Source organism: Sulfitobacter sp. TCYB15 (genome assembly GCF_040435955.1).
GTDB classification, from domain to species: Bacteria; Pseudomonadota; Alphaproteobacteria; order Rhodobacterales; family Rhodobacteraceae; genus Sulfitobacter; species Sulfitobacter pontiacus.
This window is the reverse complement of sequence record NZ_CP159193.1, coordinates 1,299,377-1,316,925: the sequence shown is the minus strand read 5'-3', so window position 1 is coordinate 1,316,925 and position 17,549 is coordinate 1,299,377. Positions and strand designations below refer to the sequence as shown.

General features: G+C 60.8%; 11 protein-coding genes. 6 read left to right on the top strand and 5 right to left on the bottom strand.

The features are described 5' to 3' along the window. Positions 1-87 precede the first annotated feature (87 nt). Positions 88-3,561, bottom strand: coding sequence for an Ig-like domain-containing protein (locus ABM428_RS06240; protein WP_353628293.1), 3,474 nt, complete (start codon positions 3,559-3,561; stop codon positions 88-90). Positions 3,562-3,928: 367 nt separating this feature from the next. On the opposite strand from ABM428_RS06240, the gene ABM428_RS06235 reads away from it, so the two are divergent. The 6 genes from ABM428_RS06235 (at position 3,929) to ABM428_RS06210 (ending at position 12,120) form a co-directional block, all read left to right on the top strand. Further along, a complete protein-coding gene (locus ABM428_RS06235; protein ID WP_353628292.1) occupies positions 3,929-5,923 on the top strand; it encodes a CocE/NonD family hydrolase in 1,995 nt (664 codons plus the stop codon). A 132-nt stretch (positions 5,924-6,055) separates the two neighbouring features. After that, positions 6,056-7,660, top strand: coding sequence for an ABC transporter substrate-binding protein (locus ABM428_RS06230; RefSeq protein ID WP_037943738.1), 1,605 nt, complete (start codon positions 6,056-6,058; stop codon positions 7,658-7,660). Positions 7,661-7,674: 14 nt separating this feature from the next. After that, a complete protein-coding gene (locus ABM428_RS06225) occupies positions 7,675-8,631 on the top strand; it encodes an ABC transporter permease (protein WP_005852247.1) in 957 nt (318 codons plus the stop codon). 133 nt (positions 8,632-8,764) lie between these two features. Then, complete coding sequence (locus ABM428_RS06220) at positions 8,765-9,580, top strand: ABC transporter permease (RefSeq protein ID WP_009826461.1); 816 nt, start codon at positions 8,765-8,767, stop codon at positions 9,578-9,580. Continuing rightward, the gene (locus ABM428_RS06215) at positions 9,577-11,214 is read left to right on the top strand and encodes an ABC transporter ATP-binding protein (protein WP_005852242.1); all 1,638 of its coding nucleotides are present in this window, start codon (positions 9,577-9,579) and stop codon (positions 11,212-11,214) included. Before ABM428_RS06220 ends, ABM428_RS06215 begins: the two co-directional genes overlap by 4 nt. A gap of 69 nt (positions 11,215-11,283) precedes the next feature. After that, complete coding sequence (locus tag ABM428_RS06210; RefSeq protein ID WP_037943735.1) at positions 11,284-12,120, top strand: alkaline phosphatase family protein; 837 nt, start codon at positions 11,284-11,286, stop codon at positions 12,118-12,120. Positions 12,121-12,129: 9 nt separating this feature from the next. Here ABM428_RS06210 and ABM428_RS06205 read toward each other — a convergent pair whose 3' ends face one another. The 4 genes from ABM428_RS06205 to ABM428_RS06190 all read right to left on the bottom strand — a co-directional run bounded on the left by ABM428_RS06205 (position 12,130) and on the right by ABM428_RS06190 (position 17,465). Beyond that, complete coding sequence (locus tag ABM428_RS06205; RefSeq protein ID WP_132996927.1) at positions 12,130-13,074, bottom strand: alpha/beta hydrolase; 945 nt, start codon at positions 13,072-13,074, stop codon at positions 12,130-12,132. After that, positions 13,071-14,948 (bottom strand): acyl-CoA synthetase, encoded by a 1,878-nt coding sequence (locus ABM428_RS06200; RefSeq protein WP_005852236.1) that lies wholly within the window; start codon positions 14,946-14,948, stop codon positions 13,071-13,073. Before ABM428_RS06200 ends, ABM428_RS06205 begins: the two co-directional genes overlap by 4 nt. 218 nt (positions 14,949-15,166) lie before the next feature. Further along, positions 15,167-15,598, bottom strand: a complete 432-nt coding sequence (gene lysM / locus ABM428_RS06195; protein ID WP_206338390.1) for a peptidoglycan-binding protein LysM — start codon at positions 15,596-15,598, stop codon at positions 15,167-15,169. A gap of 67 nt (positions 15,599-15,665) precedes the next feature. Continuing rightward, the gene (locus ABM428_RS06190; protein ID WP_132996929.1) at positions 15,666-17,465 is read right to left on the bottom strand and encodes an ABC transporter transmembrane domain-containing protein; all 1,800 of its coding nucleotides are present in this window, start codon (positions 17,463-17,465) and stop codon (positions 15,666-15,668) included. Positions 17,466-17,549: the final 84 nt, after the last annotated feature.

Below are 17,549 nucleotides of genomic sequence, written 5' to 3'. Positions count from 1 at the left end.
CGGTTTTTTTATTCTGGAAACGCCTGCGGTCGTTGCCGCCTGCGTGTGCCAACCGCGCGCCCTAGAACAGAGGGCGCGGTGCAATCTTTAGACGATGACGTTGATATCGTTGTCGATCATCAGCGTGGCTTCGTCGCCCAGAGTATAGATGTCATAGGTTTGATCCCCACGCACCTCTGAACCGCCACGTACCGCGCCTGTGATCGTCACGGTGTCGTCGTTATGCCCGTCGATGATCAGCTCGTTCGTGTTGCTCGACAGGTTGACCAGCGCGGTTTCCGTGATCGTCAGATGCGCCTCTTCGGCGAACTGCAGATCAACGGTTTCGATGTTGTAGTTTCCCAGGTTCGGGTTGGTCAGGGTCAACTGCGTGTTCGCCGCTTCATCATCCAGCGCCAGATACGTGCCGGAAAAGTTTCCCGCAGCGTCCGTGGCCGTGACAATCAGGTCGGACCCGTCTGGCACATTGCTTTCGAACTGGAAGTTACGCTCGCCAATGGCGTCGATGTCAAAGCTGGTGGATTCCACTTCCGAGATGGAGCGGTCTGCGTTCACCTGATGCACCTCAAGCGTATCGGGGCTGATCTCGGTCGAGATGCCACGGATACCGTCGCCATCGCGGGTATAGGACGCGATGACCGGACCTTCGGGCGCGTAGGTATCGATTGCGAGCGTGTCGGTGATCGACGCGATGTTGCCCACATGGTCCGTCGCGGTGACAGAGATGTCGGCGTCATAGGTGCCCTGACGGATTTCCGAAGGCGGGATCGTGACCGACCAGTTGCCCGCGCCGTCCACAAACGCGGTGTAGTTGGTGCCGTCAAAGTTGACCACTACGCTAGATCCCGCTTCGACCTGACCGTTCAGATCAATGCCCGTCTGGGCTTCACGTGCGCTGACCACAGCGTCGCTGCCGCCCGCTTGGTTCATGTCGAGCGGATCCACGACCGTGTCGATCAGCACCGCGTGGCTTGCCGTGGCAGAGTTGCCCGCGGCATCCGTTGCCTTGACCGACACGGTGGTGTTGATCGTGCCCTCGGGCACTTGACCCGGCGCAAAGGTGACGGACCAGTTGCCATTCGCATCCACCGCGCCGTTCACCGATGCCGCACCAAGCGACACGACGACGGACGAGCCGATTTCAGAGGTGCCGGTGACCAGAACGCCGCCATTCGCCAGACGCTCTGCCCCGCTGATGATGTCATCGCCTTCGACGGTGTTCAGCGACAGGTTGTCGACGCGGGTGTCCACGCGCACGCTGTCAGAGGCGCTGCGGCTGTTGCCCGCCGCGTCGGTCGTGGTTGCGGTGATGTCGGCGGTATAGACGCCTTGAGCAACTTCGCCCGCGGCGTAATAGGCGGTCCACTGACCGTTGCCATTTGCCACAACCGTATGGGTGACCCCTGCCAGCGTGACCTGCACAACGGCACCCGCATCGGCGGTGCCCGAGATGGCCACACCGTCGCTTGCCTCGGCCGCGTTCACCACGTCGTCGCCCTCGACGGGCAGCGGGCTGATGGTCAGCGAACCGGCTTCGGTATCGACTGAAACAGACTGCGATACGCTATCAACGTTACCTGCCGCGTCGGTGGCGGTGGCGGTCATTGTGCTGGTGTAGGTGCCTGCGGGGATGTCGCTGGGGGCGAAGCTGACGGTCCATGTGCCGTCCGCCGCAACCGTGGCCGCACGCGACACTTGGCCAAGCTGGACCATAACAGTCGAGCCGGGTTCAACTGTGCCGGTCATCACGATGCCCTGCGCCGCCTCTGCCGCGTTCACGACCCCGTCGCTGCCGCCGGTCTGGCCGGTGAAGGCAAGGTTGTTGACCAAAGTATCGACATCGACTTGGCCGGTTGCGGTAGCCGTGTTGCCCGCCGCATCGGTCGCGACTGCGGTCACGGTCGCCGTAGTCTCGCCGGTTGGGATTTCGGAGGCCGCGAAATCTGCGGACCAGTTGCCGTTTGCGTCAACCACCGCGTCACGGGTCACACCCCCAAAGGTGACCTGAACGGTCGACCCGGGCTGCGATGTGCCGGTCAGCGTCACGCCGTCGCCACGCTCTGCCGCGTTGATCACGCCGTCGACTTCGACAGTATCCGCCGCAATCGCGACTTCAGAGACGGTATCGACGACCAGCTGCTCGGTCGAGGTGGAGCTGTTGCCGAAAGCGTCGGTGGTCACGATGGTGACATCGCTGACGTATTCGCCTTCGGGCAAGGTGCCCGCCTGCCATGTCGCGGACCATGTGCCGTTGTCGCCCACAGTTGCGGTGCGGGTGATGCCACCGATGGTCAGTTGCACAGTCGAACCGGGCTCCCCCGTGCCGTTCAGGGTGACACCGTTGCCAAACGATGCGGCATTATAGCTGTCGCCCACGGATTGCGTGCCCGATGTTACAGCGACGGTCGGTGCGATGGTATCAACCACCAGCGTTTCGGTGGTGGTGGAGGTATTGCCGTATTGATCGGTGGTCTTGATCAGCACCTCTGTCTCGTATTCGCCCCCCTCCAGCGTACCGGGTTCGAATGTGACGGACCATGTGCCGTCTTCGCCGACCGTGGTGCTGCGCGTTACATCCGCGACGGTCACGTCAACGGTCGCGCCCGCTTCACCGTTCCCGGTCAGCGTGACGCCATTCGCAAAGGAGTCACCGTTAAAGAAGTCGCCGACACTCTGCGTGCCTTCGGACATGGTGACCGTGGGGGCTGTGGTGTCGATGACGAAGCTCGGCCCGTCAAGCACGATCTCATTGCCGTCCGTGGTCACGACGACCTCGGCTTCATAGGTGCCGTCGTCGGGGAAGTTATCGCCTTCGAACACGGCTTCGAATGTGCCGTCGTCACCAACTGTTGTTGTGACTTCTTTATCGCCGATGGTGACCACGACCTCGGACCCAGGCTCGCCGCCGCCGGTGACAACGACCTGCTCTACCGCGCCGTCGCCGCCGACCGTGCCGGTTGCGTCGGGCTCATTCACGAACGGAGGTGCGACCGAAGGGCTGCCGCCATTGCCGCCACCACCGCCGCCACCGATGACAGCTGCCCCGCCGACAACCGCCGCACCGGCTGCTGCCGCGGCACCACCACCGCCAACGACGCCGCCCAGCAAGGGCGCTGCCAACATCGACACTTCGTCGTCACCCGCGCCCGGCATGACACCGCCCGGCACCGACGCCACATCGCTGCGGCCCAGATAGATCAGATCGTCAGAGGGGCTCCATTTGCCCCACTGCTCGGTCGGGCCGTATTGCGCATAAAGCCCGCCGCCTTCGGCCTCGACGAATGCGACTTCGTTCAGATAGCCATCTGACGAAATGAACAGGCGGTTCGCGGCACCGGTTTCGTTAAAGTAATTCTCGATGGTGATGACCGACCCGTCATTCAGCGTGAGCACAAGGTCGTTGCCCGACCGCTGATGCGATTGAAAATCGGTCTGACGCAGGTTCAGCGAGATTTCCTGACCTGATGTCGCTTGGATAACATGGAAGTTTGCGTTTTCCGCAACCGTGCCACGCTGCAATGCGCCCGCTTGATCGCGAACGACGAAATCTATCGTCTTCATAATATCTGCTCCACCTCGGTGCGCATTCTGCGCGCGACACCTGAGAAATTTTATGACCGCCAACGCGTTGATCGCATCGTGCAGCCGCCTGATTATGTCCGTCGTAAAAAACGAAACGTATTATTGAGGCAGAAGGTAGCCGCTTAGACACATAAAAGCCAAGGTTAAAGTGGAACGCCACATTCTTGCCTTATTTCAACAGTGCAACACGGCCACAGTTTCCACCACTGCGGGAAAGCGTTAATAATAGTTAACGTTGCCAGATAATTAACCACCTCATTTCACTCAGGAAAAATCCCCATGGGTGCCACACCGCAAGCCCGTGCAAACGGTTGACAATATTGGGCTCCCCCCTGACCTTTGCGGCATGGATACCGCCCAGAACACCCCGCTACCACTGATCGAAGACCCCGACATGGGCATCACCCTCTCGGATGGGTGCCGGCTTTCCGCACGAGTCTGGCGACCTGAAAATTCCGATACCGCCCCCGTGCCCGTGATTCTGGAATACCTCCCCTACCGCAAACGCGACGGCACCACCGCACGGGATGCGCTGACCCACCCTTGGTTTGCCGAACGCGGATATGCCTGCGTGCGGGTCGATATGCGCGGCAATGGCGACAGCTATGGCGTGATGGAGGATGAATACACCCCCCAGGAACAGGCCGACTGCATAGAGGTGATCAACTGGCTTGCCGCGCAACCTTGGTGCAGCGGGACTGTGGGCATGATGGGCATCAGCTGGGGCGGCTTTAACGGGCTGCAGGTCGCAGCCCATGCGCCAGAGCCGCTGAAGGCGGTGATTACGCTATGTTCCACCGTCGACCGCTTTGCCGATGACATCCACTATAAGGGCGGGTGCCTGTTGAACGAGAACCTTGGCTGGGGCGCGACGATGTGGGCCTATTCCAGCCGCGCGCCCGACCCTGCCCTGCGCCCCGACTGGCGCGAAATGTGGCTGGAGCGGCTAGAGGCAGAACCGTTTCTTCCCGCGCTTTGGCTGCGCCACCAATCACGCGACGCCTATTGGAAGCAGGGGTCGGTGATCGAGGAGTATAGCGCGCTCAAGGCCAAAGTGCTGGCGATTGGCGGCTGGGGCGATTCCTACAAGAACGCGGTCCCGCAGTTGGTTGAAGCCTTGCCCGGTGCGAAGGGGATCGTTGGGCCTTGGGTGCATAAATACCCGCATTTCGCCATTCCAGAACCTCGTATCGGCTTTCTGCAAGAGGCGCTGCGCTGGTGGGACCGGTGGCTCAAGGGGATCGACACGGGCGTCGAGGACGACCCCGATTATCGCGCGTATCTGATGGACGGCATGCGCCCTGCCACGTGGACCCATGAACGCCCCGGCCGGTGGATCACCGAACCCACAGGCGCGACATCGCATCTGCCCGTCAAGACGTTGCATCTGACGGATGAGGGCCTGCAGGACACAGCGGCCCCGCTGGACCGCAGCGTCGCCTCCCCCGCGCATTGCGGCGCGGATGGCGGGGAATATTGTGCGATCTGGCTTGGCCCCGAAATGCCCGGCGACCAAAGACAAGATGATGCGCTGTCGGTCTGCTTTGACAGTGGGCCCCTGGCGCAGCAGATGGATATCCTTGGCGCGCCGCGTCTGCGCCTGCGTCTGGCCTGCGACAAGCCACAGGGCCAGATCGCGGTGCGGTTGAACCATATCCACCCTGATGGGGCCTCGGCGCGGATCACCTATGGCGTGCTGAACCTGTCCCATCGCGACAGCGCCGAACATCCGCAGGCGATGGCGCCCGGCATCATGACCGACATCACGCTGGACCTTGACCACATCGCCTATCGCATCCCCAAGGGGCACCGGCTGCGGGTGTCGATCTCTACCGCCTATTGGCCCCTGCTCTGGCCTGCGCCCGAAGCGGCAGAGGTCACGCTGTCGTCCGGCCAGATCGACCTGCCGCAGCGCCCGACCAGCGGCGGGGACGAATACAGCTTTGCCCCGCCCACCTCTGCCGCGCCGTGGGAGACAGAGACACTGCGCCCCGAAAACCACATCCGCCGCCAAGAGATCGACCGCGTCACGGGCATCGTCTCTTTGATCATCGAGGATGACTTCGGCAAGCTGCGCGATGCCGATCACGGGCTGATCGCGGGCTCTGTCGCGCGGGAGGTGTGGCGCATTCACCCCGACGATCCGCTGTCCGCAAAAGGCACCTGTCACTGGACCGAAGAGCTGGAGCGGGACGACATCATCCTGCGCACAGAAACCCGGTCGCAGATGTGGTCGGACGCGACCCATTTTCATCTGACGGCCCGTCTTGAAGCGTACGAAAACGACAAATTGATCTATGAACGCGACGTGACGGAAGACATTAAGCGACACTTTATGTAACAAACTCGTCACATGGCCGCCGGTATTACCACTTGCGACACGGGCCGAAATGCTTAACGTTGTGCCACCAGTCAATAAAAAAACCTGCGCACGAATGCGTGGAAGTATCACCTAAAACAGGGAGTTCTCATCATGGATGATCAACTGAAACATATGACCGGCCAAGTGGCCAAGGGCACTATGACACGCCGCGAATTCGTCGGGCGTGCCGCTGCTTTGGGCGTGACAGCCGCCGTCGCCAACTCGATGCTGGCGAACCACGCGCAGGCTGCAGCCCACGAAGCACCGATTCGCGGTGGCACACTGAAAATCGGGTCGTCGGGCGGTGAATCCACCAACACGCTTGATCCTGCGCTGACCGCCTCCGAAGTGCCGCTGAACAACCTGCGCCACCTGTACGAAAGCCTTGTCGAGGTCGATCCCAACGGGGAAATCGAAAACCGCATGGCCGAAAGCTACGAGGCCTCGGCCGACGCGAAAACCTGGGCGTTCAAGATCCGCAAGGGCATCCAGTTCCACAACGGCAAGGAAATGACACCCGAAGACGTGCTGAAAACCATGCAGCGCCATTCGGATGAAAACAGCCAATCCGGTGCCTTGGGCATCATGCGCGGCATCGAGAACATGAAGGTCGATGGCGACAACTTCATCGTTGAACTGGGCGTCGGCAACGCTGACCTTCCCTACCTGCTGGCCGACTACCACCTGATGATCCAGCCCGATGGCGGCATGGACAACCCCGGCGCGGGCATCGGCACCGGCCCTTACACGCTGGAAGTCGACGAGCCCGGCGTGCGCCACGGCTTCAAGCGTAACGAAAACTACTGGGACGCCGACAACCGCGGCTTTACAGATTATAACGAGGTGCTGGTACTGAACGATGCCACCGCACGGACCGCGGCGCTGCAGTCGGGTCAGGTCAACATGATCAACCGCGTTGATCCCAAGGTTGCCGCCCTACTGGACCGCGCGCCCAACCTGACGGTGAAATCCGTTGCCGGTCGGGGCCACTATGTGTTTATCGCCCATGTCGACACCGCACCGTTCGACAACAACGACCTGCGTCTGGCGCTGAAATATGCGATCAACCGCGAGGAAATGGTCGACAAGATCCTGCGCGGCTACGGCACCATCGGGAACGACATGCCGATCAACGCCTCTTATCCGCTGTTCGATGAATCGATCCCGCAGCGCGAACATTCCATCGAGAAGGCGAAAGAGCATTACGCCGCCTCCGGTCACGATGGCAGCCCGATCATCCTGCGCGTTGCAGACGGTGCCTTCCCCGGTGCGGTCGATGCGGCATCGCTGTTCCAGGAATCCGCCAAAGCCGCCGGTATCCCGCTTGAGATCAAACGCGAGCCCAACGACGGCTACTGGTCCGAGGTCTGGAACAAACAGCCGTTCTGCGCCTCTTACTGGGGTGGCCGTCCGGTGCAGGACCAGATGTATTCGACCGCCTATCTGTCGACCGCGGACTGGAACGACACCCGCTGGAAGCGCCCCGAGTTCGACGAGATGCTGCTGTCGGCCCGCGCCGAACTAGACGAGGCCAAGCGCAAAGAGACCTACTCCAAGATGGGTCAGATGATCCGCGACGAAGGCGGGTTGATCCTGCCGATGTTCAACGACTTTGTGGATGGTGTCGCCAACAATGTCGGCGGCTGGGTCGAAGATCCCAACGCGGAACTGTCCAACAACAAAGCCGGGATCAAATGCTGGGTCAAAGACGCATAAGGTAAACCCAGCTTATGCATCCCATCGTCAAACTGATCGCCCAACGCTTAGCGTTGGGCCTTCTTCTCCTTTTTGCCGCGTCGATCCTGATCTTCGTAGGCACCTCGATTTTGCCCGGCGACGTGGCACAATCCATCCTAGGTCAATCCGCCACGCCCGAAGCGCTTGCGAACCTGCGCCGAGAGCTTGGCATGAACGATCCCGCCATGACCCGCTATTTCGCCTGGCTGGGCGGCGTGCTTCAAGGAGACTTGGGCACCGCGCTGACCAATGGCCGCGACATCGCAGAAAGCCTTGGCGGGCGTCTGAAGAACACGCTTTTCCTTGCCTTCTGGGCTGCTGCAATCTCTGTGCCGCTGGCGATCTTTCTGGGTCTGCTGGCTGTGCGCTACAAAGACCGCTGGCCCGACAAGCTGATTTCGGCCGTCACGCTGACCACGATCTCTATCCCGGAATTCATGATCGGCTATGTGCTGATCTATTGGGTGGCGATCAAATGGCGGCTGTTTCCATCGGTGGCGATCATCAACGACAGCATGAGCCTCGGGGCCAAGCTGAACGCGATTGCCATTCCGGTGATGGTGCTGACGCTGGTCGTATTGGCGCATATGATGCGCATGACCCGCGCCGCGATCCTGAACGTGATGCAATCGGCCTATATCGAAACAGCCGAGCTTAAGGGCTTGGGCATGCTGAAGATTATCCGCAAGCACGCCTTCCCCAACGCCATCGCCCCGATCGTCAATGTGGTGATGCTGAACCTCGCCTATCTGGTCGTCGGCGTCGTGGTGGTAGAGGTCGTCTTTGCCTATCCCGGCATGGGGCAATATCTGGTCGATCACGTCTCCAAGCGCGACGTGCCCGTGGTGCAAGCCTGCGGTCTGATCTTTGCCGCCGTTTATATCGGGTTGAACCTTGTGGCCGACATCGTGTCGATCCTTGCCAACCCGCGCCTGAGGCATCCCAAATGAGCGCCGCGCATCTCCCCCCGAGGCAATGCGCGACGCACGGGGCCGCAGTTCAGCTTCGCATCAACGCGACCCCCTGCCGCAAGCCCGTATCGCCACCTGACGTTGACCCATTCATTTGTTTGGGAGCGAACCCATGAAAAACATTCCAATCTCCGCCATGATCGGCCTGTTCTTTACCAGCGTCTATTTCATCATGGCCGTCTTTGCCCCGTGGCTCGCCCCCTATGGCATGGCTGAAATCGTCGGCGACGTGTGGGAACCTTCGTCGTCGGAGTTCCTGCTGGGCACCGACAGCATCGGGCGCGATCTGCTGTCGCGCATGATCTACGGTGGGCGCACCACAATCTTTATCGCCACTGCAGCCACCATCCTCAGCTTTACGCTGGGGTCCATTCTGGGCTTCTTCGCAGCCGTCTCCGGCGGTTGGGTCGACCAAGCCATTTCGCGCTTTGTCGATCTGATCATGTCGATCCCGTCGCTGATCTTTGCGCTTGTCGTGCTGTCGGTGATGCCGACCACTGTGCCGATCCTGATTATCCTGATGGGTCTGCTGGACAGCACCCGTGTCTACCGTCTGGCGCGCGCTGTGGCCGTGGACATCACCGTGATGGACTATGTCGAGGCCGCCCGCCTCCGCGGTGAGAAGATCGGCTGGATCATTTTCCGTGAAACCCTACCAAACGCGCTGTCGCCGCTGATCGCCGAGATGGGCCTGCGGTTTATCTTTGCGGTGCTCTTTGTGTCGACACTGTCGTTTCTGGGTCTGGGCGTGCAGCCCCCTCAAGCTGACTGGGGCGGCATCGTGAAAGAGAACAAGGAAGGCATCAACTATGGTATTCAGGCGGCGCTCTATCCGGCCTATGCCATCGCCACGCTTTGCATCTCTATCAACCTTGTTGCGGACTGGATTTTGAACCGCACCACATCGCTGAAAGGGGGCCGCGGATGACCGAGCCACTTCTCAAGGTACGCGGCCTGAAAATCGGCGCGACCGCCTATCCGCCCGGCGAAAAGCCGATTGATATCAAAATTGTGCACGGTGTCGACTTTGATCTGCAACCCGGCAAGGTGCTGGGGCTCATCGGGGAATCCGGGGCCGGCAAATCCACCATCGGGCTGGCCGCTATGGCCTATGGCCGCGGCGGGGTAGAGATCACCGGCGGCGAGGTTTGGGTCAACGGGCGCGACATCCTCAAGGAGCGTCTGCGCGCCGTGCGCCGCCTGCGCGGGGCCGAGGTGACTTATGTCTCGCAATCCGCGGCGGCGTCTTTCAACCCCGCGAAAAAGATCATGGATCAGGTGACCGAAGCCGCGATCTATCAGAACAAGTTCACCAAGGCCGAGGCCGAGGAACGCGCGGTTGATCTGTTCCGCAAGCTTGGTCTGCCGGACCCTGAAACCATCGGCAACCGCTACCCGCACCAGGTGTCTGGCGGGCAGTTGCAGCGCTGCATGACCGCGCTGGCACTGTGTCCGCAGCCCGATCTGGTGGTCTTTGACGAACCCACCACGGCACTGGATGTGACCACGCAGATCGACGTGCTAGCCGCCATAAAAGAAGCCATCGCCGCCACCGGCGTTGCCGCGCTCTATATCACCCATGACCTCGCGGTTGTGGCACAGGTCAGCGATCATATTATGGTGCTGCAACAAGGGGATATGGTCGAATACGGCACCGTTGACCAGATCATCAACGCGCCCAAGGAAGACTACACCAAAGCGCTTGTGTCAGTCCGGTCGATCCGCCACGAGGAAAAGACGCCGACCGATACCCCTGTTCTACGGGTCGAAAACGTCACCGCCCGCTATGCCGGCACGGATTTTGATGTGCTCAAGAAGATCAACGTCGATATTCACCCGGGCCAGACATTGGCTGTCGTGGGGGAATCCGGCTCGGGCAAATCCACGCTGGCCCGCGTGATCACCGGCCTGCTGCCCCCAAGCGACGGGACGATCACCTTTGACGGGCGCGAGCTTGCCCCCGCCCTGGCGCAACGCCCCATCGAAGACCTGCGCGAGATGCAGATGATCTACCAGATGGCCGATACCGCGATGAACCCGCGCCAGACCGTGGGCACCATCATCGGCCGCCCGCTGGAGTTTTATTTCGGGCTGAAAGGCAAGGCAAAGCAGAAGCGTATTCAGGAACTGCTGGACGAGATCGAATTGGGCGACGGGTTTCAGGACCGCTATCCGGCAGAGCTGTCGGGCGGGCAGAAACAACGTGTCTGCATCGCCCGTGCGCTGGCCGCCAAGCCCAAGCTGATCATCTGCGACGAGGTGACAAGCGCGCTTGACCCGCTGGTGGCAGATGGCATCCTCAAGCTACTGTTGAACCTGCAAAAGATCGAGGATGTCGCCTATCTGTTCATCACCCATGACCTCGCGACGGTAAAAGCCATCGCAGACAGTATCGCTGTGATGTATCAGGGCGAAGTTGTGCGGTATGGCACCAAAAGTCAGGTGCTGTCACCGCCCTTTGACGATTATACCGACCTGCTGCTGAGCTCTGTCCCCGAGATGAAGATCGGCTGGCTGGAAGAAACCATCGCACATCGCAAAATGGAAAGTGCTGGCAATTAAGCCTGTCGGCAACGAGGCGGATTGTATCGGACAAATACAAGCGCTGTGGCCGGCCGAAAAGGTATCGACATGAAGAACAAGCTGCTTTTGATCATCCTAGACGGTGTGCCCTACCGCAATTTCCGTCGGCTGTTCGGCAATCTGGAAGGCTGGGTCGATAGTGGCGAGGCGCGGGTCTGGACCCAGCGTGCGGTGCTGCCGTCAATCTCTGCCTCCTGCTATGCCTCGATCCACACGGGTGTGGCACCGGCTGAACATGGCTGCACCGGCAACGGAAATGTGTTCCGGCTGAAGCACAAGGACGTCTTTGCCCAGACCCGTGCTGCAGGCGGTGTGACAGGGGCCGTGGCCCATTCTTTCTGGTCGCAATTCTTCAATCGCCACCCCTTCGACTATGTGCGCGATGTGGAATACGACGAACCCGATAGCGACACGATCAACCACGGGCGGTTTCACACGATGACCGGCTACGGGCTGGTGAACCAGATGACCCCTTCGGATGTGGATCTGTTTGGCTCCCTCACCAATCTGGCGCTGCGGTTCGGGCTGAACTACGGAATGCTGCACACCTGCACGCTGGACAGCATGGGGCATCGCTTTTTCCACGACTGTCAGGAAATGGACCACGCCTGCGCCGTCATGGACGAGATGCTGGCCCCCTTCATCCCGAAATGGCGCGCCTTGGGGTATGAGGTGATCGTCACAGCCGATCACGGGCAGGACGAGCGCGGGCACCACGGCGGACGCAGTGCCTTACAGCAGGAAACCGCGCTGTATTACTTTGGCGATGCCGAAGGGCCGTCCGAAGATACGGTGATCGACCAGCTGCAGCTCGCGCCGACGATCCTTGGCCGGTTGGGTGCGCCTGTGGCCGATACCATGAAGGCGCAGTCTTTCCTGAAATGATACCGTTTCTTAGGCCGTGCTGATCGCAGGCCACTGCCCTGCCCCGACAGCGCCGATCGCCGCTGTCACTTGATCAAAGAACGCCGCCGCCTTGCGTGACATCACCCGCGCGCGCAGACAGCCGTGGACAAGGCCCGCGGCCTCGTGCCAATGGGCCTGCCCGCCTGCCCCGTTGATCGCGGCGGCATAGGCTTCCCCGTCGCTCGACAGCGGGTCACAGGCGACCGTGAGGATCACCGTAGGCGGCAGGTCGGTAAAATCGGTATCGTGCAGCGGGGCGTAGCGTGGATCGTCCACAGGCGGTGCCCCACCGGATCGCACCTGCTGGTAAAACTCCATATCCGCAACCGTCAGCTGCGGCGCGTTGGCGTGGGTGATATAGCTGCCCCTGCTGCGATCTCCGCCCAGTCCGGGATAGATCAGAACCTGACCCGCTATGCGCCCGTCATGAGATCCTCGCGCGGTATGGGCGACGGCGGCAGCAAGATTGCCGCCCGCACTGTCCCCCGCCAATACAACCCTGCCGTCATATGCGGCTGCAATCGCCTGAAACGCGGCCCATGCGTCGTTGAAGCAAGCGGGAAAGACGGCCTCGGGCGCGAGCACGTAGTCGACAGAGATCACACGGTAGCCGGTCGCGGCGCAAATTTCGGCGCAGACATCATCGTGACTGTCGAGCCCGCCAACAACAAACCCGCCGCCGTGATAGTAGACGACCGTGATCGCGGATGTCTCGGCCTCGTAGACGCGACATGGGACGCCGCCGAAGGCTACGTCCCATGTGCGGACCCCATCAGGGTGGGGTTGGTGAAAAGCAGCGCACATCCGGTTATAGACAGCGCGCTGCTGGTCGATGGTTAATGACACCGCGTCCGGTGGATAGAAACTGTCCGAGCGGTCCATATAGGCCCAGATTTCCTCATCCAGTAGAACGCGGTAGTCGGGTTGGATCACGCGGCCTCCCAACCGAAGGTAAAGACGTCCAGCGATGCGCCGACATCGGCCTCGCTTGCGCCGTTCATGGCGATTTGCGCAACCAGACCGCGTTTCTTGTCATCGGTGACAGAGGCAACACGCGCGGGCAGACCGGCGGCTTCCAACGTCTCGTCATAGACGCGCGTGATCGCGTTTTTGCGCAGGTCGGGCTTGAAGATCTTACCGACGGCGGTTTTTGGCAGCTCGCTCATGATGGTCATATGCTTGGGCTGCGCCGCGCGTTCCTGCACGTGCTCTTTGCAGAACTCCAGCAGTTCGGCTTCGGTGATCGACGCACCTGCGACCAGTTCGACAAAGGCGCAAGGTACCTCGCCCGCGTGGGCATCCGGCTGGCCGATGGCACCGGCAAAGGCGACCGCCTCGTGACCCAGAAGCGCCTCTTCGATCTCGGCGGGGTCGATGTTGTGACCGCCACGGATGATCAGGTCTTTGGCGCGGCCTGTGATCCAGAGGTATTTGTCGCTGTCGATACGGCCCAGATCCCCTGTGCGCAGGTGCGTGCCCTGATAGTAGAGATCCTTGTTCTTATCGGCTTCGGTATAGGTGTTGCCCGCATAGACGCCGGGGTTCGAGATACAGATCTCTCCGATCTCGTCGACCTCTGCCTCGACCAGCCCGTCGCTGGTGCTTTTGACAATCTTCACATCCGTATAGGGGAAGGTGATGCCAATACTGCCTACCTTGCGCACGCCGTCCGTCGGGTTCGACGACACAAGGCAGGTCGCCTCTGTCAGGCCGTAGCCTTCGATCAGCGTGATGCCGGTGGCCTTTTCAAAGCGGCGGAACAGTTCCAGCGGCAAGGGTGCCGAGCCGGAGAAGGCGGTTTTCACGGTCGAGATATCAGCGTTGATCGGGCGCTGCATCTTGGCGGAAATCGCCGTAGGCACGGTGATGATGAAAGTGATTTTCCAGCGCTCGACCAGTTTCCAGAAGTTGTCGAACACCCCGTCCCCGCGATAGCCCTGAGGCGTCGGGAAGACCACATGCGCACCGGATTTCACCGCGGCCATAAGGATCACGTGGCAGGCAAAAACGTGGAACAACGGCAGCGGACACATGATGTTGTCGTTTTCCGTATACAGCAGCGTATGCCCAAGCCAGCCGTTATAGACCATGCCGGAATACTTGTGCTGCGCCACTTTCGGCATGCCCGTTGTACCGCCGGTGTGGAAGTAGAAGGCGACGCGATCCTCTTGCGGATCGTCGAATGTCAGCTCGGCCGATTGCTTGGCGATTTCGGAATTGAAGTTCTTGTAGGTCGCCTGATTGGTGACCTTCAACTTCGGACGGATCAGCGGCACGATCCAAGACTTTGGCGCGGTCAGATAGCGGCACAGGTCCACTTCGAGCACGGTCGTGACATTCGGTGCCAGCTTGACCGCCTCGGCGGTTTTCTCGGCCACATCCGTCTTGGGGAAAGGCCGCAGGGTCACAACGACCTTGGCATTGGTTTCACGCAGGATCGATCCGATCTGCTCTGCCTCGAGCAGCGGGTTGATGGGGTTCGCGATCCCTGCGACGGCACCGCCCAGAAGCGTGATGACCGTCTCGTTACAGTTTGGCAGGACATAGGCGACCACATCGGTCGGCCCCACACCCAGCGACCGGAACAGATTGGCCGCACGGCCCACCTGCCCCCGCAGCTGCGACCAGCTTAGGGTTTCCGCGTGATCTTTCGGCCCAGAGAAAATCTGGTAGCTGATCGCGTCGTGGCTTGGAAACTTTCCGGCGGTTTCGCTCAACATGCTCCAAAGTGTTTTGGGCACGTCGCGGTCAGCCCACGGCATTTCTGCTTCGATTGCATTACGGTCTTCTACACCGGCAAATGACATTATGTTCCTCCCTTAGTGGTGCGGTTTGCCCGCATCCCGTTATTCCCTGTTGTCAAAGATGATTGCTAATTTCAGCTTTCGCAAGCATTTGCAGGCGCTCAAACGCTGCGTTCAAGCCCACTGACCCAACGGAAGGCTCGAAAAAGAGCGGCAGACGCCGCCTGCCGCTCTCTTTTATGGGGTAAAAGCGCGTGGCACACCCCTTATGTGTGGTGCGATTACTTGGCAGGAATACGCAGCATCTGACCGGGATAGATTTTATCGGGGTGGGTCAGCATGGGTTTATTCGCTTCAAAGATTTCTTCATAGCGCGCGCCATTGCCAAGGGTCTTGGCCGCAATAGCCCAAAGCGTGTCGCCTTTTTCAACGGTGTGGAAGGTGCCGTCCCCCTCGCCGCCGTCCATGTCTTCTTCAACCGCGGCAACGCCTTCGACGTTCCCAACAGCCAGAATGACCTTTTCTTTAATCTCTTGGCTCGCCGCCTTGCCCGAAACCTTGACCTTGTCGCCTTCGACAGAAATATCGAGCCCTTCGGCATCAAGCCCTAGGTCTTTCAATTCATCCTGAAGCGCGGCTCCGGTGACTTCGGTATCATCACCGCCGCCAAACACTTTCTTGCCGGCGTCTTTTACGAAACTCCACAAACCCATGTTGTTCTCCTTCTGGATCCATTCGGGTGTGATTGTTTCCATTTAACCGTGAAATTCACAAGGTTTTTTATACGTCCGCGCGCCCATCAGTGAATTGCAGCCGCGCCAGGCGCGCATAGAGCCCGCCCTTGGTGACCAGCTCGTCATGGGTGCCCATATCGACGATCCGCCCTGCTTCCAGCACGACAATGCGGTCGGCCTTTTTCACCGTCGCCAGACGGTGCGCGACGATCAGGGTGGTGCGATCCGCGCTCAACCGATCCACGGCGGCCTGCACGGCGCGTTCGCTTTCGGCATCCAAGGCGCTTGTGGCTTCGTCCAGCAGCAGCACCGGCGCGTCGCGCAGGATGGCGCGGGCGATGGCGATACGCTGCTTTTGCCCGCCCGACAGCATCACCCCGCGTTCGCCCAGATAGCTGTCGTAGCCGTCGGGCAATGCGCTGATGAACCCGTGGGCGGCGGCGGCCTCGGCGGCGGCGTCAATCTCGGCGTCTGTGGCGTCGGGGCGGCCAAAGCGGATGTTCTCGCGGGCAGAGGCGGCGAAGATCACCGGGTCTTGCGGCACCAAGGCGACCGACCGGCGGAAGGCCGCACGCGAGACATCGCGCAGATCGACCCCGTCAAGGGTGATCCGTCCCGAAGCAGGATCATAGAACCGCAGAATCAACTGGATGATCGTGGTTTTGCCTGCACCCGAGGGCCCGACGAACGCGACCGTTTCACCGGGGTTGATCGACAGGTTGACCCCGTCCAGTGCCTGCACATCGGGTCGTGCGGGGTATCTGAAATGCACGTCCTCAAAGGCAATCCGACCGGCGACAGGGCTGGGTAGATCAATGGCCGCAGCGGGGTCTTGCACAGTGTCTTCGGTCCGCAACAGCTCTACCAGACGTTCGGTGGCACCGGCGGCGCGTTGAAGTTCACCCCAGATCTCGGACAGCGCCGCGACCCCGCCTGCCACCATCACGGCATAGATCACGAATTGCACCAAGGCACCGGGGGTCATCTGGTCGGCACGCACATCCCGCGCGCCCATCCACAAAACGCCCACGACGCCGGCAAATACCAGAAAGATCACAATAATCGTCATCAGCGCGCGGGTCTTGATCCGACGCTGCGCCGCATCATAGGACGCCTCGGTCATCTGTGCGAATTGCGACTGGCTGGCGGCTTCGTTGGTAAAGGCCTGCACGGTCTGCACCGCGCCCAAACTCTCGGACGCATTGCCCGAGCTTGCCGCGATCCAGTCCTGATTTTCACGGCTCAGCACCCGCAAGCGCCGCCCCAGAACAAGGATCGGCACAATTACCGCTGGTACGATCAACAACACCATCGCCGTCAGCTTGGCCGAGGTGAACAGCATCAGCACCAGCCCACCGGTCACGATCAGCATATTGCGCAGCGCGATGGACACGGACGACCCGATCACCGACAGGATCAGCGTAGTGTCCGTGGTGATCCGGCTCAGCACCTCGCCGGTCATCAAGTTCTCGTAGAACGCCGGGCTCATCGAGATCACGCGATCGAACACCGCCTTGCGGATATCGGCAACGACCCGTTCGCCAAAGCGCGTCACCAGCGCATAGCGCAGCCCCGTGCCCACGGCCAGAAGGGCCGCGATGATCAGGGCGGCAACGAAATACTGGTCCAGCAGTTCGGCCTCGCCGGTGCCGAAGTTATCGATCACGCGGCGCACGGCCAGCGGCAGCGTCAAAGAGATCATCGCCGTGAGGACCAGCGCCAGAATGGCCGCGATCATCAGCCCGCGATAGGGTGCAAGAAACGGCAGCAGCGCGCGCAGGGCCCCCAACTCACGCGATTTTTCGCGTTCTTCGGTGCCGGGGCCGGGCGTCGGGGTACGTGCCATGAGATATCCTTTGGAGTGCTGCCGTGTCATCGCCCGCACATCGCGCGGGGTCAAGGGCTGCACCCCTAAGGCGCTTGCGACAAA